The 19,598-nt window shown below is 70.2% G+C and carries 19 protein-coding genes and 1 tRNA gene; 7 read left to right on the top strand and 13 right to left on the bottom strand.

The genetic code is table 11. The features are described 5' to 3' along the window. The 5 genes from ABB55_RS30555 to ABB55_RS27400 form a co-directional block, all read right to left on the bottom strand. The coding region (locus tag ABB55_RS30555; protein ID WP_160321330.1) for a hypothetical protein at positions 1-294 on the bottom strand (294 nt) is incomplete at its 3' end. A gap of 270 nt (positions 295-564) precedes the next feature. Then, positions 565-1,584: a hypothetical protein gene (locus tag ABB55_RS27415; protein ID WP_054361672.1), complete on the bottom strand. Its 1,020-nt coding sequence runs from the start codon at positions 1,582-1,584 to the stop codon at positions 565-567. Between the two features lie 108 nt (positions 1,585-1,692). Further along, positions 1,693-3,027, bottom strand: a complete 1,335-nt coding sequence (locus ABB55_RS27410; protein ID WP_152982216.1) for a hypothetical protein — start codon at positions 3,025-3,027, stop codon at positions 1,693-1,695. A gap of 114 nt (positions 3,028-3,141) precedes the next feature. Then, positions 3,142-3,741: a glutathione peroxidase gene (locus tag ABB55_RS27405; RefSeq protein WP_054361670.1), complete on the bottom strand. Its 600-nt coding sequence runs from the start codon at positions 3,739-3,741 to the stop codon at positions 3,142-3,144. A gap of 167 nt (positions 3,742-3,908) precedes the next feature. Next, positions 3,909-5,507 carry an EAL domain-containing protein gene (locus tag ABB55_RS27400; RefSeq protein ID WP_054361669.1) on the bottom strand — a complete coding sequence of 533 codons (1,599 nt, stop codon included), beginning with the start codon at positions 5,505-5,507 and terminating at the stop codon, positions 3,909-3,911. Between the two features lie 250 nt (positions 5,508-5,757). Here ABB55_RS27400 and ABB55_RS27395 point away from each other — a divergent pair, with 250 nt between their 5' ends. From ABB55_RS27395 to ABB55_RS27375, 5 genes are all read left to right on the top strand, one after another. Next, positions 5,758-6,600 (top strand): enoyl-CoA hydratase, encoded by an 843-nt coding sequence (locus ABB55_RS27395; protein ID WP_083463999.1) that lies wholly within the window; start codon positions 5,758-5,760, stop codon positions 6,598-6,600. A 3-nt stretch (positions 6,601-6,603) separates the two neighbouring features. Further along, the gene (locus tag ABB55_RS27390; RefSeq protein ID WP_054361668.1) at positions 6,604-6,909 is read left to right on the top strand and encodes a hypothetical protein; all 306 of its coding nucleotides are present in this window, start codon (positions 6,604-6,606) and stop codon (positions 6,907-6,909) included. A gap of 4 nt (positions 6,910-6,913) precedes the next feature. Further along, positions 6,914-7,441, top strand: coding sequence for a CoA-binding protein (locus ABB55_RS27385; protein ID WP_054361667.1), 528 nt, complete (start codon positions 6,914-6,916; stop codon positions 7,439-7,441). 280 nt (positions 7,442-7,721) lie between these two features. Continuing rightward, positions 7,722-9,002, top strand: coding sequence for an O-acetylhomoserine aminocarboxypropyltransferase (locus ABB55_RS27380; protein WP_054361666.1), 1,281 nt, complete (start codon positions 7,722-7,724; stop codon positions 9,000-9,002). Positions 9,003-9,353: 351 nt separating this feature from the next. Next, positions 9,354-9,749, top strand: coding sequence for a nucleotidyltransferase domain-containing protein (locus ABB55_RS27375; protein WP_160321329.1), 396 nt, complete (start codon positions 9,354-9,356; stop codon positions 9,747-9,749). 5 nt (positions 9,750-9,754) lie between these two features. Here the strand turns inward: ABB55_RS27375 and ABB55_RS27370 are convergent. Further along, a tRNA-Arg gene (locus ABB55_RS27370) sits at positions 9,755-9,831 on the bottom strand. A 75-nt stretch (positions 9,832-9,906) separates the two neighbouring features. Next, positions 9,907-10,212, bottom strand: coding sequence for an ETC complex I subunit (locus ABB55_RS27365; protein ID WP_054361664.1), 306 nt, complete (start codon positions 10,210-10,212; stop codon positions 9,907-9,909). A 297-nt stretch (positions 10,213-10,509) separates the two neighbouring features. Between ABB55_RS27365 and ABB55_RS27360 the strand changes: the two genes are divergently transcribed. Together ABB55_RS27360 and ABB55_RS27355 are read left to right on the top strand one after the other, a co-directional pair. Continuing rightward, entirely contained in the window at positions 10,510-11,418 is a 909-nt protein-coding gene (locus ABB55_RS27360; RefSeq protein WP_054361663.1) for a glycosyltransferase family 2 protein, read from the top strand. A gap of 309 nt (positions 11,419-11,727) precedes the next feature. After that, complete coding sequence (locus ABB55_RS27355) at positions 11,728-12,441, top strand: DNA helicase (protein WP_054361662.1); 714 nt, start codon at positions 11,728-11,730, stop codon at positions 12,439-12,441. Positions 12,442-12,623: 182 nt separating this feature from the next. Here the strand turns inward: ABB55_RS27355 and ABB55_RS31185 are convergent, their stop codons facing one another. From ABB55_RS31185 to ABB55_RS27325, 6 genes are all read right to left on the bottom strand, one after another. Then, positions 12,624-13,787: an FHA domain-containing protein gene (locus tag ABB55_RS31185; protein ID WP_054361661.1), complete on the bottom strand. Its 1,164-nt coding sequence runs from the start codon at positions 13,785-13,787 to the stop codon at positions 12,624-12,626. A gap of 154 nt (positions 13,788-13,941) precedes the next feature. Further along, positions 13,942-15,468, bottom strand: a complete 1,527-nt coding sequence (locus ABB55_RS30685) for an FHA domain-containing protein (RefSeq protein ID WP_152982214.1) — start codon at positions 15,466-15,468, stop codon at positions 13,942-13,944. A gap of 157 nt (positions 15,469-15,625) precedes the next feature. Then, on the bottom strand, positions 15,626-16,507 hold the full coding sequence (locus tag ABB55_RS27340) for a sulfite exporter TauE/SafE family protein (protein ID WP_054361659.1): 882 nt from the start codon (positions 16,505-16,507) through the stop codon (positions 15,626-15,628). 64 nt (positions 16,508-16,571) lie between these two features. Continuing rightward, positions 16,572-17,075, bottom strand: coding sequence for a hypothetical protein (locus ABB55_RS27335; protein ID WP_054361658.1), 504 nt, complete (start codon positions 17,073-17,075; stop codon positions 16,572-16,574). Between the two features lie 43 nt (positions 17,076-17,118). Beyond that, entirely contained in the window at positions 17,119-19,080 is a 1,962-nt protein-coding gene (locus ABB55_RS27330; RefSeq protein WP_054361657.1) for an FHA domain-containing protein, read from the bottom strand. 3 nt (positions 19,081-19,083) lie between these two features. Then, a partial coding sequence (locus ABB55_RS27325; protein ID WP_054361656.1) for a hypothetical protein occupies positions 19,084-19,598 on the bottom strand: 515 nt, incomplete at its 5' end.

Genomic DNA, 19,598 nt, shown 5'->3' with positions numbered 1-19,598 from the left:
GGCCGACCGGACGATCTGGATGCCCCAGCCGGCGCCGCCGCCGATCACGATGGACATCCGATCGCCCTTGCGGGCGGTGCCGCCGCCGAGCGCCCGCTCGACGACGCATTGGAACACCTGTCCCCTCTGCGTCACCTGCGGCTGACCGGTCCAGGCGCCGAGCTTCACCTCGCGGCCGGGAACGACCATCACGCCGGATTGGGCGGAGGCAGGGCGGAAGGAAAGCGGAAACAGGATGCAGGAGACCAGCGAAACCCCGGCGCACAGGAGCACGGACCGGGTTCCAAGCTGCATGGAGTCTCCCCTCCGTTCGGACATTGTCGGCGCAGAGTTGTCGTTCAAGGCGGCGGAAGCAAGCGACCGAAAATCCGGCAGGAGGATGGCCGAGAAGAGTTAACAGATTTTCCGTCAGGCGCTCGGCCGCAGTTTTCCTGGGAAATTTCCCGGCAATTTCGTGACGGCCCGCAACCGACCCGGCGACCCGGAACCCCGAACGGGGCGCTTCGACCGAAGATGGGCGAATCAGCCGATGCCGTGCAGGCGCCTCGCCGGGATCGGCACCCGCTACCGCAGGACGGTCCGGCGCACTTCTTCAACCAAACGCTCGCCGAGCCGGTCGACCTTGTCGGGAGCGCCCGGCTCGCGGGTCTGCACGGAGATCAGATAGATGCCGCCTTGCGAACGCGGCATCAGCACAAGAGCGATCCGCCGGGTTCCCCCCGGATCGTCGCAGTCGACGACCTCGAACACGATCGGATCCGGCTTGCCGGCCTTCTTCGGTCCCGCCGGCGGGCGAGCGGCGGGCGCCTTCTTGACCTCGCCGGCGCGCTTGCGACAGCCGGGGCTGGTGCCGATGATCCGGTCGGCGAGGCTCTGGGCGTTCTTGCCGGCCCAGACCTGGATCTCGCCCTGCATGCCGTCCGCCTTCCAGGACAGCGACTTGTCCTCCGACGGATAGGCCGGAATGCCGGGCGGCGGCCCGACCCGGACCTCCTTGGCCTCGACCGCCTGCAGCAGGCGGCCCATCAGGCCGGCAATGTCCTGGCGCAGCTTGGCGGCATCCGCGGTCGCCTTCTCGCGTCCGGGCGGCACGAAATTGGCGTAGCGCTTGGCGCAGGCCTCGACCCAGTCGAGCGCCCGCGCGACCCCGGCCAGGGCCAGATCGTAATGTTCGTCCGCGGCCGCCACGCCGAGCGTCGAACCGCGGCGGAGGGCGCCGAGAAACCGCTCGATGTCCGGCACGCCGATGACCGCGACCTGGTCGGCCTGCGCCTCCGGCTGCCCCTCGATCACGGCCTCGCCGTCGATGGTGATGCGGAAGCTGACCGGCGACGCGCCGGTATCGCCGCCGGCGAATCCGAGCGTCCAGCCGTTGATGCGATCGAGCGCGATGGCCGCGGCGACTTCGCGTCCGCTGGTCACCGAGGCGCGCTTGAAGCGGCCGGTCACCGCGCAGCGCGAGAAGGAGCCGCTGTCGTCGGTATTCGCCGTTCCGGTCCAGCGGCCATACTGGAAGGTCTCCAGTTCGGCCGCCCGTGCGACGCCGACACCCGCCAGCGCGGCGACGCCGAGCAGACCGGCCATCAGAAACTCGCCTATACGCATCGGGACACCCACTGGCTTCCGGCCATTCCCGGAAGACTGTCTAAGCGGCGGCGGAGGCCGGCGGCCCGCCGCGCGCCGCGGTTGCAGTCAGAACCGGCCGGCCAGCGCATTGGACGCCTGCCGGACGGAATTGTCGACCTGGCGCAGGCGCTCCAGCACGGCTTCGGCGCCCTGGGCATAGAGCCCGATCACATAGTGGCCGCCCTTGCGTCGCGTCAGCACCGTATAGCGTGCCGCCGCCGGCGCCCCGGTCTGCTCGCAGCCGGTGAAGATATGGGCCACTTCCGCCCGTGCGGTCGGTGCCGGCAGGTTGCCGGATGCATACTGGCCCGCGCAGGTGCGCGCATCGTTGGCCACGATCCGCTCGGTGATGCCGCGCGGATCGGCTTCCGGCACGATCCGAACCGTCCCCATCACGCCGTCGTCGGTCGAGAAGATCGCATCGGCGCCGCGGTGCTTCTCCGGCGCATCCGATGGCGGCATGACACGATAGTCCGAGACCCCGGCGCCGGCCATCAGGCTGGCCAGGAACACGGTCGATTCCGAACGCAGTTCGATCGAGGCGGCCTCGGAGCCGGCCGGCTGCGAGGCCGGCGGGGGCGCGGCGGCCGCAGCCCCCGACCCGCCGCCCGCTGCGACCGCCCCGGTCGACGCGACCGATCCGGTCGACGCCACCGTTCCGGCGGACGCGCCTCCGACCGACGTCCCGCCCACCGCAGCGACCGTCCCCGAAGCGGCCGGCGCACCGCCCTGGCCCTGCCCGTTGGCGGGCTGTCCGGGCGACGGCGGCGCGAGAGGCCGAAACTCGGCGGTCGCGCCCTCCGGCGGGCGCGGCGGCGCGGGCCGCGGCGTCGGCGCCCCCGGCAGCGCGGTGCCCGGCGCCCCGGCCAGACCCTGCGCCGTGCGGGCCGGCTCGTAGCGCGTCACGCAGCGCAGCAGCCAGGCGAGGCCTTCGGCCGTGCCGTCGAGACGGAAATTGTAGCTGTCGCGGCCGATGCCGATCCGCAGCAGCAGGCCGCGCCGGAACAGATCGAACAGCCCGCTGTCGTCCTTGAGCTGGATCGCCATCATGGTCGGCGACACCGCCTTGGCGGTCGCCACGACCGGTTCGAACTCGTCGATCACCAGGTTGACGCGCGCCATCTGGCCCGGCGGCAGCTGCCAGGCCGGGTTGAGCAAAGCCATCGCCCAATCGTAGCGACGGTCGATGGCGAAGCGCAGCGTGGTGCCGCTCTGATAGGCGACCGACATGCTGCAATGCGAGAATTCGCCGGTCTGATCGCTCGCATGGGCGACCGCCGTCCAATTGGCGATCCGCGCCGTTTCGAGCGTGGCCGCCGCGGCGGGATCGCCCAGAGCCACGAGGGAGACGGCAGCGGCCGCGAGCGTGCCCGGGCGCATCCACCGGAATTTCCGACGCATCAGATCGGTCTCCTTGACCTTCAAGCGTCCAAAATGGGCGAGCCGTCCGCGCAAATCAAGCATGCCGCACCGCGGCAGCCGGTTCGCCTTAGGGGGCAGCCGGTTAGCCCGCCGTCAGGTGGCGGGTCCGTCCAGGGCCGCCCGAATCGCCGCGACCACGCGGGGATCCTCGGGTTCGACATGGGACGAGAAGGCCCGGTCGAGGCGGCCGTCGCGGCTGACGAGATATTTGTGGAAATTCCAGCGCGGCTCCGCGGCCGGCCCGAGCACGGTGGACGCCCAGCGGTAGAACGGATGCGCGCCGGGGCCGCGCACGACCGACTTCGCGGCGAGCGGAAAGGTCACCCCGAAGGTGCCGCCGCAAAAGCCGCGGATGTCCGCATCGGTGCCCGGTTCCTGGCCGCCGAAATCGTTCGACGGCACGCCGATCACGACCAGACCGGCCGGGCCATGGGCCTCATAGAGCGCCTGCAGGCCCCGATATTGCGAGGTGTAGCCGCAGCGCGAGGCGGTGTTGACGATCAGAAGCACCTTGCCGCGGAACGCTTCCAGCGGCAGCGGCGATCCGTCCGACGCCGTGAAGGCGAAGCGCCAGGCATGGCCGGTCTCGACCGGTCCGGCCGCACGCGCGGCGGTCACGGCCGCGGCCGGGATCAGCGCTGCGGTCGCGGCCGCCACGGTCGAGACGGCGAAGGTGCGGCGGCTGATGGACATGGCTGGTCTCCCCGGCTTCGGCCATTGCGGTCTACGCGGGCCGATCGCCGCCGGATCATAGCCGCCGGGACCCTGCCCGGCCATCCGCCGGCCGCCCGAACGAGGACCGCCAGGGCGGCGACGTCCGTCCGATCTCGGGCGTTTTGGTCCGGCGCCCGCCGTGGCGGTCAGGCGACCTTCGCGGCGCTCAGCTCGGCGAAGGTGTCGCCGTCGGCCGACAGCGCGCCGGCGAGTTCGAGGAACAGCTTGGCCGGCAGCGGCGGCGCGAAGACATAGCCCTGCGCGGCGGTGACGCCCTTCTCGCGCAGCTTCTCGATCTGCTCCTCGCGCTCGACACCCTCCGCGACGATGCCCATGCCGAGCGAATTGGCCAGTTCGACCAGCACGTCGATGATCGTCGAGGCGCCGAGATCGGCCCCCATGGCATCGATGAACATCTTGTCGATCTTGATGATGTCGATGCCGAGCTGCTGCAGATAGGCGAGCCCGCCATGGCCGGTGCCGGTATCGTCGAGCGCCACCCGGCAGCCGAGCACGTGCATTTCCGCGATGATCCGGCGCGCCCGTTCGATATCGCGCAGCGGATAGCGTTCGGTCACCTCGAAGACCAGCTGGTCGTAGCCGATCGGCCCGTCGGCATAGATCGCCATGATGTCGTCGATGATCCGGCGATCGTCGAAATGGCCGGCGAACAGGTTGATCGACAGCTTCAGGTCCGTCCGGCGCCGGAACAGCGGGCCGAGATCGATCACCGACTGGCGCATCAGCTGGCGCGTCATCTCGAAGACATGGCCGGAGGTTTCGGCATAGGGCATGAAGCGGCCGGGCGAGACCACCGTGCCGTCGGCATGCTGCCAGCGCGCGAGCAGTTCGCAGCCCTCGATCTGGCCGCTCTCGATATTCATGACCGGCTGGTAGTAGGGAATGAACTCGCCGTTCTTGATCGCCAGGAAGATCTCGTCGTCGACCTGCTTTTCGGGCCGCCGCGTGACCCAGGCGGTCAGGCCGAACAGGACCAGGCAGACCGCGACCGCGCCGACCGTCAGCGTCAGGTCGAGCGCGCGCACGATCGGATAGAAGACGGAGATCGGGGCCTGCACGACGACTTCCAGCGGGAAGATGTCCGAGCGGGAGCGCACCGAGACCAGACCGCCCGGGGCGCCGGCATCCGCCTGGCCGAGGCGCATCCAGGTCTTGGAGCCGTCGACGATCACCTCGACCGAACGCTGCTCGCGCATGAAGCTCGGCCCGGGATCGATATCGAGCGCCGCCGGGGCGACCTCTGCGATCAGCCGCGCGCCGCTCGCGCTGCGCCATCCGACCACCATCGAGCCCTGGATGTTCTGCCCCTTCGGCACCGAGGTGACCATGATGGTCACCTGCCGTTCGTCGTCCTCCGCGGGCCCGAGCAGGGCGGCGGGGCGGGCCGGCGGCGGCGGCTCCAGGCACATCGCATAGCCGTTGCGGTCGACGAGGCCCATCCGGCGAACGAAATCCGCCTGCGCGACCTTCTCGGCGAAGTCGATGCGGTCGGCTTCCAGGCAGGCGTGACGGGAGGCGCGGTCGAGATCGCGCAGGAGCGTGATGGCCTCCGACAGGGCCCGTTCGGCGCGCGCGAGATAGCGCCCGGCCACCGATTCCACCTCCGCCCCGCCGATCGAGGCGTAGTGCGCCTTCAGAATCAGCTTGCCGAGCACGAGCGGGGCCACCGCCACGATGACGGCCAGAAGATAAGGGAGGAGACCGACGAAGGCGGACTTACGCAAGACCTGGTACCCGGGGTTCGGCGTCGCGCGCCGTCGTTCCCGTGTCGGCCGACACTTGACCAGGATTTTGCCTGAAGACCGTAAACGCGCCCTGAACGAGCCCGGCGACGGCAACGATCGCACACCGGACGATCGCGCGCCGGACGATCGCCCGCTGCAGGCCGCGGCCCGCACCCGGCATGCTTGGCATGCCGTGGCGTCCCGGCGCGTTTGGTCCTAGTCTTGGCGGAAACGCGATGCGAGGCAGGCCATGTCCATTTCCGTTTCCTCCGCGGCGGCAGCCGCCGCACCGGCTCCGGCCGCAGCCGCGATCCTGCGCGAGCATCTGGCCGACGGCGTGCTGCGCCTGACGCTCGACCATGCCGAGCGCCGCAACGCCCTGTCGGAGGCCATGATGGCGGCCCTGCAGGCCGCGCTCGATCGCGCCGCCGCCGATCCCGCCGTCCGGGTCGTCGTCATCGGCCATGCCGGCCCGGCCTTCTCGGCCGGCCACGACCTGAAGGAACTGACCGCCCGGCGCACCGATGCGGATCGGGGCCGGGCCTATTTCGAGACCGTGATGAAGACCTGCGCACGGCTGATGACCAGCGTCGTGCGCCTGCCGAAGCCGGTGATCGCGGAGATCTCCGGTCTCGCCACGGCGGCCGGCTGCCAGCTGGTCGCCTCCTGCGATCTCGCGGTCGCCGGCGAAGGCGCCCGCTTCGCCACGCCCGGCGTGCATATCGGCCTGTTCTGCTCGACCCCGATGGTCGCCCTGTCGCGCAACCTCGCGCCGAAGCATGCCATGGAGATGCTGTTGACCGGCGAGACCGTCGACGCGGCGACCGCCCTGCGCTTCGGCCTCGTCAACCGGGTCGTCCCGGCCGCCGAGCTTTCCGCCGAGACCGGCCGGCTTGCCGCGACCATCGCGGCGAAGTCGCCCGCGACCCTGAAGATCGGCAAGGAGGCCTTCTATCGGCAGGTCGAGATGGATCTCGATGCCGCCTATGCCTATACGGCCGGCGTGATGGTCGACAACATGCTGATCCGGGATGCCGAGGAAGGCATCGGCGCCTTCATCGAGAAGCGCCCGCCGCAATGGCGGGGGGCCTAGGCCATGGCGGCGTCGACCTTCGCCGGCCTGTGGCGGCTGCTCTTCGGCGCGGCGGCCGTCTTCGCCGTTCTGGCCGTTGCCGGCGGGATCGTCTCGACCGGCAGCTGGCCGGCCTGGACCTTCGCGCTGGCGCTTCTGCTCCTGGTCGCCGGCGCCGCCAGCCTGACGGTGCGAGCCACCCTCGCCGCCCGCCGCGCCATCGACGACCTGATCGACGACGACACCCCTCCGACCGGGACGCCCGCCCCCCGAACCGGGCCGTCTGGCCCCAGAACCGGGCCGACCGGCCCCAAGACCGGACCGCGCTGACCCCATGAACCACGACACATACGACGACGCCTATATCCGCGACATCCTGGAATCGGTCCGCTCGATCGCGGTCGTCGGCGCCTCCAACAACAATGTCCGGCCGTCCTATTTCGTGCAGAAATACCTGATCTCGAAGGGCTACGAGGTCTGGCCGATCAATCCGGGCCTGGCCGGCAAGGACATCCTCGGCCGCCCGGTCCATGCCAGTCTGACGGAGCTGGGCCGGCCGGTCGACATGGTCGACATCTTCCGCGCCGGCGAGCATGCCGTGCCGATCGTCGAGGAGGCGATCCGCATCGGCGCCAAGGTGATCTGGATGCAGCTTTCGGTGCGCAACGACGAGGCGGCGGCGCTGGCCGAGGCTGCCGGCCTCAGGGTGGTGATGAACCGCTGCCCGAAGATCGAGTATGGCCGTCTGTGCGGCGAAATTTCCTGGATCGGCGTCAACTCGCGCACCATCTCGTCGAAGAAACCGGCCCGCTCCGGCGGCTTCCAGCATCTCGGCCTGCGCCGCCCGCCGGGCGTGGTCTGAACCGTCCCGAAGCCCGGCATCGTCTTATCCGTCCCGGCCGCCGGTTCGGCCGCCCGCTCCGGCCGCCCAAGGCGTGGCCATGCTCCATGGCCCCCTACGCCAATCCGGACCGGCCGCCACCATCGCGCCGCGGCCGTTACACGGGGAATGGTTTTCCCGCCCGGCGCCTGCGGACGCAACGGCCGTGATTTGACGCTTCCGCCGCCTTCGGCCACAAAGACGGTCCCTCCGGCCGGAACCAAGCCCGGCCCCAGAAGACGATCGTCAAGAGGAGCGTCCCATGTCAGATCGCCAGCCCGGCTTCGCGACCCTCGCCGTCCATGCCGGCGCCCAGCCAGACCCGACCACCGGCGCCCGCGCGACGCCGATCTACCAGACGACGTCCTTCGTCTTCGACGATGTCGATCACGCCGCCTCGCTGTTCGGGCTGCAGGCCTTCGGCAACATCTATACCCGCATCGGCAACCCGACCTGCGCGGTCGTCGAGGAGCGCGTCGCCGCGCTCGAGGGCGGCACGGCGGCGCTCGCGGTCGCCTCCGGCCATGCCGCCCAGGTGCTCGCGCTGCATGCGCTGATGACGCCCGGCGACGAACTGATCGCCTCCAACAAGCTCTATGGCGGCTCGATCAACCAGTTCAACCACTCGTTCAAGAGCTTCGGCTGGAACGTGAAATGGGCCGACGCGACCGATCCGTCGTCCTTCGAGCGCGCCGTCACCGACAAGACCAAGGCGATCTTCATCGAGAGCCTGGCCAATCCCGGCGGCATCGTCACCGACATCGCGGCGATCGCGGCGGTCGCGCGCAAGGCCGGCGTGCCGCTGATCGTCGACAACACGCTGGCCACTCCCTATCTGTGCCAGCCGATCCAGCACGGCGCCGACATCGTCGTCCATTCGCTGACCAAGTTCATGGGCGGCCACGGCAATTCGATCGGCGGCATCATCGTCGACGGCGGCTCGTTCGACTGGCGCGCCTCCGACAAGTATCCGATGCTGTCGGCCCCGCGCCCGGAATATCAGGGCATGATCCTCGCCGAGACCTTCGGCAATTTCGCCTTCGCGATCGCGGTCCGCGTGCTCGGCCTGCGCGACCTCGGGCCCGCCCTGTCGCCCTTCAACGCCTTCATGATCCTGACCGGTATGGAGACGCTGCCGCTGCGCATGGAGAAGCACTGCGCCAACGCCAAGCGCGTCGCCGAATGGCTGAAGGCGCGGCCGGACGTGTCCTGGGTCTCCTATGCCGGCCTGCCGGACGATCCGAGCCATGCGCTCGCCCAGAAATACCTGCCGCGCGGCGCCGGCGCCGTCTTCACCTTCGGTCTCAAGGGCGGCTACGAGGCGGGCATCAAGCTGGTCTCCAACGTCAAGCTGTTCTCGCATCTGGCCAATGTCGGCGACACCCGCTCGCTGATCATCCACCCGGCCTCGACCACCCACCGCCAGCTCACCGACGCGCAGAAGACCGCCGCCGGCGCCGGCCCCGACACGGTCCGCCTGTCGATCGGCATCGAGGACATCGAGGACCTGCTCGCCGACCTCGACCAGGCCCTGTCAGCCTGACGACAACAGACAGTCCTGCAGGACGACGTGGGCCGGAGCGATCCGGCCCATCAGTTTGCTGAAAAACGCGTCGGAACGCGATCAGACGCGGGTCGTTTCAACTCTGTCATCCCCGGGCTTGTCCCGGGGATCCAGACTTTCCAAGGACTTGGCCATCGCACTGGATCCCCGGGACAAGCCCGGGGATGACAGAATGGCGGGTTCGGAGTGATTGTCAGCAGCCTGGTAGGCCGGAGCGATCCGGCCCATTTCTTTTTGTGCAGTCGAGGGACACCCGGGGATAATCTGGAAGGAGCGTGTTCGGTAGCCTATACTGAGCCTGCTGGATTTTTGGAGTTTCGGATGAAGGCCTTGGCTGATGCCCTCGGCGGCCGAACCGCACCCGCCGAAAACTATCCGGAACTGACGGAGCTTCTGGGTCGCATCCGCGCGACCTATCGTCCTGTCGACATTCTGCTCTATGGCAGTCGCGCACGTGGCGAGGCGTCGGCTTTCAGCGACTGGGACATCAAGGTCATCGTCGGAGACGACGCGCCCGATCAACTCTTTTCGACGATGCTCGCATGGAAGACGCAGGAGGGATCCGGCGTCCATGCCGATATTTCCTGCGCACGTGTGTCGGAATTCATCAGCGACCTATCGGTGGCGAATTCGGCAGCCGATCACATGGCGGACGAGGCCGTCGTGCTTGAAAGTGGCCGTGTCGATCCGCTTCGGGCGAGACAGCCCATCCGTTCCAGACAGTAAATCGTTGGCGACCCCGGCGTGACTCGAACACGCAACCACTCGCTTAGAAGGCGAGTGCTCTATCCGGTTGAGCTACGGGGCCGTGCCCGGCCGGCGGGCCGGGTATGCGTGCCGTGCGCGGGGACGGGACGGGATGGCCCCGCCCCGGTCGCCCGGGTCAGTGCGTCCAGTGGCCGATGCGGCCGAACTTGAAATTGTCCGAATAGGAGATCGTCTTCGGCTTGCGCTCGTGCGGCTCCTGCACGGTGTAGGGGATGCCGTTCTTCTCGCAATAGGCGACGGCGTCTTCCTTCTCGGCGAAGAACAGCTTCAACTGGCTGCGCATGTCGGACGACGAGGTCCAGCCCATCAGCGGCTCGGTCGAGCGCGCGGCCTCGGGCTCGTAGTCCAGGCACCAGCGCTTGGTCTTGGCCTGGCCCGACTGCATGGCGTTCTTCGCCGGCTTGTAGATGCGCGCAACCATCGTTCGTGCTCCGTCAGACCGCCGGCCCCGCCGCAGCGTCCGGCCGGAGGCCGTCGTCGAACGGCCTCCCGTGTCCGCCCGGTTAGCGGGTTCCGCCGCCGCGCGCAATGCCGACCGGCATCGCGGGACATCGAAGGCGCCGCCTGCGCCGGACCGGCCGGAGGGCTCCAGCCTGCGAGCCGGACACTAGTCGCCCGATTGCCGCAGTGCAAGACGCATCGGCCCCGCGGATCGCGACCCCGGGTTGACTTATGGTGGTGCGATCCGCTCATTTTGGGTATCTCATCCGGACCCGCCATGTCGTTTCGCAAACAGCTGAAGACCCTCCGGAAATCGACGCTTCGCGCGCTCGCCGACCTGCGCCGGGCGGCCCTTCGGCGCGGCGCTCTCGCGAACGGGGATGCCTACGAATTGGTGACCGATCCGGGCACCGCCTGGCCGGGATACGCGGCCCTGCCGGCCGGTGCCGACGATGCCGCCGGGCACTCGATATCCTGCGTGATGGTCTCGCGCGGCCTCCCCGACATCGTCGGCGGTGCGCTCGCCAGTTTCGCGGCCCAGGACCATGCCCGGCGCGAACTCGTCGTGGTCGTCCCCGCTCCCCGGATCGAGGCGGTGCGCCGACTGGCCGCCGCTCATGCGGTCGACGCGCGAATCATCGCCGCGCCGGACGGCGCGACGCTCGGCGAATTGCGCAATCTCGGCATCGCGCGCTCGGACGGCGAGATCGTCTGCCAATGGGATGACGACGACATCTACGCCCGCGACCGCCTGCGCCTGACCGCGTCCGCCCTGGTGCGCTCGCACAAGGCGGCCGCGCTCCTGAACCGGGTGACCTTCTGGTGGCCGGCGCGCCGGACGATCGCGATCAGCAAGCCGCGCCATTGGGAAGGCACCATCGCGGTCTGGCGCAAGGCCATCCCGATCTATCCGGCCCTGGCGCGCGGCGAGGACACCTTCGTGACCCACGGCATCCTGCGCTATGGCGGCGTCGCCATGCTCGATGCGCCGGAGCTCTACGTCTATCGGGTGACCGGCCGGAACACCTGGGACGAGCCGCATTTCGAACGCATCCTGAAGGCCTGCACCGACATCCGCACCGGTGCCGATCACGATCGCCGGATCGAAGCCCTCAGCCGCCGCGTCGGCCCGCACCTGGCGCAACGCGCGCCGACCGGGGCGCCGACCGATCCGGTGCACCCCTGATCCCGCGCCATGAGCGCGCCACGCCCGGGAACGCCCCCGGACCGCCTCGACGCCGCGGACCGCTTCGACGTTGCGGACCGGCTGGCGGTCGTTGCCCCACCGCCGCACCCCGGGGGGCGACCGGGCGGCGTCGATCCGGCTTGCCGCGACTCGGTCCCGTCGCTATGTCTCGAGGCAAGGCTTGACCCGCGCCTCCCCCCTCCGATCGGGGAAGTATTTGCCATACGGGGTGCTGAACGCTTCGGACCGTCCGTTCGAGCCATCGCATGAGGAGGGGTTGCGTTTCCGGTTCGCACTGGAGCCGTTCCGATGAAGCCGACGACCCCCATCCACCAACTGAAGCACCGCGCCAGACTGATGGCCCGGCGCGAGACCATCCCCCTGCACGAAGCCCTGGACCGCGTCGCACGCGCCGAGGGTTTCCCGCGCTGGAGCCTGCTCTCGGCGCGACATGCGGCCGGGACGCCGCTGACCGCCCTGCTGCCGCGCCTCGTCGATGGCGATCTCCTGCTGCTGGGTGCGCGCCCGGGCCAGGGCAAGACGCTTCTCGGGCTGCAGCTCCTGCTCGATGCCGCCCGCGCCGGCCGAGGCGCGTTCTTCTTCACCCTCGAATATTCCAGCCGCGAGGCGCGGCAGCGGATTCGATCGCTCGATCGGAGCGAAGGGGGCTGGGGCGACAAGCTGGAGATCGTGGCGTCCGACGCGATCTGCGCCGATTTCATCATCGGCCATCTGTCGGGGGCGCCGCGCGGGACCGTCGCCATCATCGACTATCTGCAGATACTCGATCAGCAGCGCAGCAAGCCCGCGCTTGCCGATCAGGTTCGTGCGCTCCGCGACTTTGCGAGCGAGACCGGGATCGTCCTGGGCTTCATCTCGCAGATCGATCGCCGCTTCGACCCGGCCCAGAAGCCCCTGCCGGACATCACCGACATTCGGCTGCCGAATCCCGTCGGCATGCACCACTTCACCAAGGTCTGCTTCCTGCACGACGGCGACATCAGCCTTCAGACGATCGCCTGAACCGCCGCAGCATCGACGGCCGCAAGGCGGCTGATGGCCGGCCGCCATGCGGACCGCGCGCCGTCGGCCTGTCCCGCCGCCGCACGCCCCGGCCGAGCGGGCGGCGGGCCGGACGGCCCGCCGGAACGGACCGACCGACGGAACGGACCGACCGGCGGATCGGCCCGGTCCGCGGCCGGCGCTCAAGTCATGTCGCCCGCATCCGTCGCGGCATCGGAATGCGGCTCCGCCTCCACCGGAGCCGCCGGTTCCGGCCGGGCGGATGTGGCGGCGGCAGCCGTGGCGGTGGCGGCGTCGGTGCGCGGTGCGGTCCGGTCGGCCCAGTCGAATTCGGGTCCGCACAAAGCCACGAACTTCAGGGTGGTCTGGCCGACCCGGATCTCGTCGCCGTGATGGATCGCGCGCGTCTCGGACAGAAGCTGGCCGTTGACGCGGACCAGTTCCTTCTGCTTGCCGTCCTCGATGTAGAAGGCGCGCTCCTCGTTGTCGTAGACGATGAAGGCATGCCCGCGCCGGGCGAAGGCCGGATCGCCGAAATTGATCGGGATCATCTGTTCCGGGTCCGAGCCGAGCGCGTTGCGACCCGAGAAGACCTCGCGCGAGGCCCCGCGACCCGGGCCCTTGATGACCACGACCCAGCCGACGACCGGCTCGGCCGGCGCCGGGCTGAGGGTGACGGCGGGCTTCTCCGGCACCGCGAGCGGCGTTCGCTCGGCCGCCGCCGCTGCCGCGTAGCGCGGTTCGGCCGCGGGCGGGGGCGGCGGCTGATGGGCGGGCGGCGGCGGCGCATAGACCGGCGGCGGCGGGGCGGCGACGGCCGGCCGCACCGGAACGACCGGGGCCGGCGGCGGCTGCCAGGACGGCATCTCGACCGGCGGCGCCGTATCGCGAGAGGCCGCGCCCGGGAAGGTGTCGGCCGGGGCGGGCGGCGCCGATGCGGCCATGAAGGGCGACGGCGGCACCGGCGGCAGCGGGGCCGGGCTGGGCGCCGGGGCGAAGGTCGGCGGCGGGACCGGCGAGGCGAACGGCTCCGGCTCGACCGGATGCGGCACGACCGTCTGCGGCACGACCGTCTGGGGTACGACCGGATGCACCGGCGGCGCGCCGGCGGGCGGCAGCACGCGTCCGACCGGCGTTCCGGGCGGCGTCAGCCGCGGCCTCACGGCGACGCGCGTCGCCTCCGGATCGTCCGACGCGCGCGCCGGCTCGGCGGGTGCCCGCGGGCTGACCGAGACCGGTGTCGGTCCGGCCGGTGTCGGTGCGGACCCCACCGTCAGCGGCAGGGACTTGGGTCCGGGACGCTGCACGATCCGGGTCGGTTCGTTGTCCTGGTCCTGATCGGACATGCTGTTGCCTCCTGATTGGGTCCGGCCGTCGCCCCGTCGCCACCCTCGACGGGATCGGCCGCTGAATGCACTTGCCTATTCCAGGGATCGCGGTCGTCGCCCCACCGCGGCCGACCGCTCCGCAGGCCCTGCCCGCTCGGCGCGGGCCGCGCCGTCACGGATAGAGGAAGCGGAACTTGACCTCCCCGAGTTCCACCGTGTCGCCGTCGGCGAGCACGGATTTCAGCGACATCTCGCCATTGACCAGGACCCCGTTGGAATGTTCCAGGTCCTTGGAGACATCCGAGATCACGAACCGGCCCGACGCCAGATCGCGCGTCAATATGGCGTGATAACGGTGGACGCTGCGGTTCTCGAAGCGGATGTCGTTTTCCGAATGACGGCCGATGCGGACCGCCGTCGCCTTGACGGGCACGCGCGTCCGGTTCTGATCGGCGAGCTCCAGCCAGGCCAGGATCGGCTTGCGCCGCTTGCGCCTGACCGCCAGCCAGGCGACCCCGGCGGCGATCAGCAGGGCGCCGGCCGGCAGGCCGATCACCAGGGTCGGGCGCTGGCGCCATTCCGCCGAGAACCAGTCGGCGAGATTGTCCAGCCCCGAACGGTCCATCAGCCCCGGCACCTCGGTCGAACCGGGCTGCGGGCGCGCGCCGGCGGCCGGCGGCGGGGTCCCGGCCGGTGTGTTGGTGCTGATGGCGGGACCCGGCGCGGCCCGCGGCGCCGGTGCGGCCGGCGGCGGCGCGGCCGGCGCTCCGGAGCCGGCCGGCACGTCGGCGAAGAAGGCGCCGGTGACCGCCCGCCCGTTCTCGAACTCGAGGGTTAGCAGATAGCGCCCGCGCGGATCGACCCGGTTGAGCGGGAAGGTCGCGGTACCGCCGGAGCCGACGAACTGGGCAAAGCGGGTGACGGCGGCATCCTCGAGCCGGCCGCTCTGGCTGCCGACATCGAAGAACAGGCCGCCGGTATCCTCCGCCAGACGCCGCAAGGCCGCGATTTCCGGACCCGGCGCATCCGGGCGCTCGCGGAAGGCCACCGTGACCGCCACCACCTTGGCGTCGCGCAGTGCCTTGACCACGTCGTCGCGGCCATAGGCGCGATCCTCGGGCTTGCCGTCGGAGGCGAGCAGCAGCACCAGGCGTTCGGACTGCGCGAGCGTCAGCTGGCGCAGCGCATCGATCAGCAGCCGCCCGGAATCGCCGATCGCGCCATCGGCACGCATGCCCGTGGTCGCCCGCGCCACCTCGTCGCGACTGGCCCCGATCGGCACCAGCGTCTCGTAGCGATCGGCCAGCTGGCCGACGCCGAAGCGGTTGTTCGGGCCGGCGACGCGCGCCGCCTCGATCAGACGGGCCGCATCGCCCGACGCCAGGCTGACCACGCGCTGCCGGCGCCGGTCGCCCCGATCGATCACCGCCAGTACCGAGGAGGCCTTGCCGACCGAGGTGAAGGACAGGAAATTCGCCTCGGCAACCCCGGTGGCGCCTTCCTTCTGGTAGCGGACATGCATCACCCGCCCGCCCGCGATCGCGCCGGTCTCGCAGATGGCATGCGGCGCGTTGTCGAGCGTGGCGACGATGCAGCGCGGCTGGAAGCTGGTCGCATCCTGCGCCCCGGCCGCGCCGGCAAGCGCCAGGAAGCCCAAGGCCAGGGCGGCGAGCGCCCGCAAAGGTCCTGCGGCGGTCAAGGCGTGCCTCTCCTCTTGGTTCCCGGACGGTCCGGCGCCGTCCGGGCGCGCTGCGGACGGTGCCGCGACGCGAGACTAGAACAGTTGCCGATTCCCGCGAAATCGGCCGGTCCGCCCGGCGCAAGCCGACGCTCCCGGGCTGCCCGCGCGCGCCCGCTCATGCCAGCGCCCTGATGATCATGGCCAGGCTCGAGACGACGATCCACGCCGCCGCGACCGTCTTGACCCACAAGGGCCCCATCGCGGTCGCCGCCCAGTGCGCCAGGACGCCGCCGGCGATGCCGCCCGGGATCGCCGCCAGCGCGAGATCCCAGACGATCCGGCCGAAGCCCCAATTGACCGCCGTGCCGGCCGCGACGGTTGCGGCCGAGACGATCACGGAGGCCGCCACCGCGGCATAGACCGGGAATTTCCGGAAGATCAGGTAGACGACCAGGAACTCGCCGATGCCGAAGCCGAAGAAGGCCGAGACGTAGCCGCCGGCGACGCCGATCAGGAGGAACATGTAGAGGTCGAAGCGCTCCGGCCGCTGCCGCGTCGCCTCGACCCGCCGGAAAGCCCAGGCGAAGATCAGCAGCGTGACGCCGAGCGCCAGCGCGAAGATCACGAAGGCGGTCTGCAGCGTGCGGTCGGTCAGCTGGACGTTGGACTGCGTGATCAGAACGGTCGGCAGCGCGGCCGCGAGGGTCGCGAAGACGATCGAGATCAGGTCGTTGCCGGGGATGCGCATGGCCGCGGCCGGCGCATTCGGCCCGTACAGCCGGCCGACCCAGCCGAAGGCCGCGCAGGCCATGGCGAAGGCCTGCGCGAAGGCGGCCGTCGCCACGCCCTGCTGGAAGGTGATGCGGATCTGCCCCATGTCGCGCAGGAAGTCGAAGACCGGCACCAGCACCAGACCCGAACCGGCGCCGGTCGCTCCCGAGACCAGGCCGGCGAAGAAGCCCGCCGGCAGGACCCCGGGCGCCAGCCGCGCGAGGCCGCCGAAACCGATTCCGGCGACGCCCAGCTGCCACAGCAGCGCGGCCGCGAATGCCAGCACCGCGAGCCCCTGCCCGCTCCAGATCCATCGGCTCGTGCTCCCGCCCGGCGCGCTCATGGGGCGTTCAGTCGATCACCGGGAAACGACCGAACTGGCCGCCCCGGTAGCGCCAACGGACCATGAAGACCTGCAGCCCGGCGAGGAGCGCGATCAGCATGGGGACGAAGACCAGCGCGAAATGCGCCGCGGCCTCTGCGAGCGTGAGGCTCGGCAGCTGGCAGACCAGCACCTGGCGCGCCGGATCCAGGCGCGACTGCAGGCAGGCCGGCAGGTAGGGCAGCCAGTCGAGCCGCATGGCCGCATAGACGGCCAGGAACTCCATGACGGAGAAGAAGGCGAAGAAGGCGAACGGCCAGTCCTGATCCCAGCGGAACCGCTGCATCTGGAAATAGACCGGCTCCAGCACCAGGCCGAGCGCGAACAGGGTGGCGATGAACCAGCACGGTTCGGCGGCCGGCGGCCAGGACCAGCCGGACGCCCGGAACGCGATCACCAGCGTGACCGGCAGGCCGATCATCAGATAGAGCGCAAGGCGCGTCTGCAGGCGCCCGAAGAGGGTCGGCGTCATGCGATCGGCCTCCTCGCCGGCGCGGCGTCGGCTGTCGTTCCGCTCACGGCTTCGCCCCCGCCGTCCATTTCAGCCACTGCACGAAGGAGCGCAAGGGGCCCATCCGCCTCAGGCCCGGCGCGCGGGCCGCGGCGAGGTGGTCGGTGCTCCGGAGCGCCGCATATTGCAGGCCGAGAAAGCTGTCGACCGCCGCATAGGGACCGTTCTGGGTCACCACGCCGGCGGCATAGACCCGGCCGGCCCCGTTGCGCAAAGCCGCGATCTCGAACTGGTTGGTCACCGCGATGCCGGCGAGACGCTGGTCCGGCCCGCTGCCGGTCGCCTTGTTGCGCGGCGGGTTGTAGCGGGCGAGCAGGTCCTTGAGGAAGGGCGACGAGGTCACGTCGGCGATCAGCCCGGTGCAATCGATGACATAGTCGGCGACTAGGTCGAGCGTCTCGGAGAACGGACCCTTGGCGACGATCTCGGTGACCACCTTGTCGTTCTTCAGCCGCATCTTCTTCACTTCGCCGAAATAGATGCGATACCAGCCCTCGCGCTTGCCGGCCGACAGGATCGCCATCCAGTCGGCGCGCTCGGCGGTCGTCGTCCCGCCCCAGGCGGACAGCAGTTCGACCCGCTTCTCCGGCGCCGCCGCCTCCAGGAGCCGGCGATACTCGCCGCCCCAGCAGGCCTTCGGCCAGTTGAACGGCTGCATCTCGACATCGTAGCCGACCGCCCGGCGGGCGAGATCGAACGTCGCCCCCGCCTCGACCGGCCCGCGCATCAGATGCAGCACGCCGATCTGCTTGTTGCGCTGGCGCGTCTCGTGGAGCCGCTGCAGCACGCGCGAGGCGACGATGCCGCGGCCGCGCACCACCACCGTGCCGCCGCGCTCGGCGAGCGCCCGGTAGATGCCCTCGTGCTCCTCATAGGCGTTGACGACCCGGTTGGAGCCGCGGTTCTGCCGCTTGAAGGACTGCAGGTCGTCGAGATAGCGCGTGGTCGGATAGCCGGTCGCCAGCTGCACGACGCGGGCGAGAAAATAGCGGTCGCGGTCGCCGTCCTCGGCCTGGTCGGCGGGGATCTTGTAGGCGAGCACATAGCGGCCGTCGTCGGTCTTGCGCAGCGCGATGGCGCGGCCGAAGGTCAGCATCTGCCGCCAGCCGATGCGCGCCTCCTCGCGGTCGAGCGCGGCATAGACGTCGTCGGCGCGCGGCGTGTAGGTCTCCGCCAGGGTCGGCTCGCCGAACACCTTCAGGATGTGACGGAAGCCGCGGATGTCGCCGCCCTTGACCTCGCGCCAGGTCTCGCGCAGCGCGTAGCCGGGAAAGCCCCAGAGATTGTCGGGCGTCGAGATCGAGTTGGAGCGGATGCGCTCGCGGCCGGGGATCTGCGAATTCTCGCAATATTCCTTCCATTTCTCGTAGCAGCTGCCGGTCACCCCGATGACGCGGATGCGGTCCTGCGGCACGCCCCAGACGCGCAGATGGTCGACCCAGACGAAGGACCCGATGCCGCCGCCCACCGCCAGGAAGTCGGTCTCCCCGGCGAGCTTGCCGCTGGCGACGATCTCGGCGACCGGCACCACGTCGCGCGCGAACAGCCGGCCGGGAAACTCCGATTCGAGCCACGGCACCGGGTCGGCCGTGCCGGCGCGCGGCACCGGCGCGGTGCGTTCGTCGTCGGTCTCGACCGCCGGCGCCTCCTCGGCGAAGTCGCCCGGCTCGTAGACCAGCGTGAAGATGCCGCAAACCAGCGGCACGCCGGCGAGCCACTCGTACCAGTGCTTGCCGAGGGCCGTCTCGCCGAGCCTGGTGCCGTTGGTCGAGCCCGAATCGGTCACGAACAGCCGGCCGCCCGACAGCCGGACCGCGGCATGGCGGCGCGAGACCGAGCCGTCGACGAGCGGGATCTCGACCTTCGCCTGTTCGCGGCCGATCTGGTATTCGCCCTCGTCGGCGAGGCGAAACCGGGCGAGCGTCCTTCCGCCGGCGTCGCGGACCTGGATCTCGATCGGCATCATGGCTCAGGTTTTCCCGCGCACGATGCGGGTGGCGCCGAACAGGCGCGTGCCGCAGAGGCGGCAATTGTCGCCGCGGTCGTATTCGTTGAGCACCTGGCAGCTCGGATTCTCGCAGACGATGGCCGGCTGGCCGACCGGATGCACCTCGAAACGGTGGTCGCCGATCTCGATCGTGTCGAGCGGCTGCAGGTAGAGCGCATCCTGCTGCACGAAGCCGCGATCGAGATAGACCTGCAGGCGCTCGGGGTTGGACAGGACCGCGAAGGTCGGCTCGCTCTCGTCGTAGTAGAAGATCAGCGCCAGCTTGTCGGCGAGCCGGGTTGCGTCGAACAGGCGCGTGCCGCAGAGGCGGCAATTGTCGCCGCGGTCGTATTCGTTGAGCACCTGGCAGCTCGGATTCTCGCAGACGATGGCCGGCTGGCCGACCGGATGCACCTCGAAACGGTGGTCGCCGATCTCGATCGTGTCGAGCGGCTGCAGGTAGAGCGCATCCTGCTGCACGAAGCCGCGATCGAGAT

The sequence above is a fragment of the Prosthecodimorpha hirschii genome (assembly GCF_001305515.1).
In the GTDB taxonomy this organism is placed as follows: Bacteria; Pseudomonadota; Alphaproteobacteria; order Rhizobiales; family Ancalomicrobiaceae; genus Prosthecodimorpha; species Prosthecodimorpha hirschii.
The sequence above is the reverse complement of the archived record's forward strand: the minus strand, read 5'-3'. Positions and strand labels throughout refer to the sequence as shown.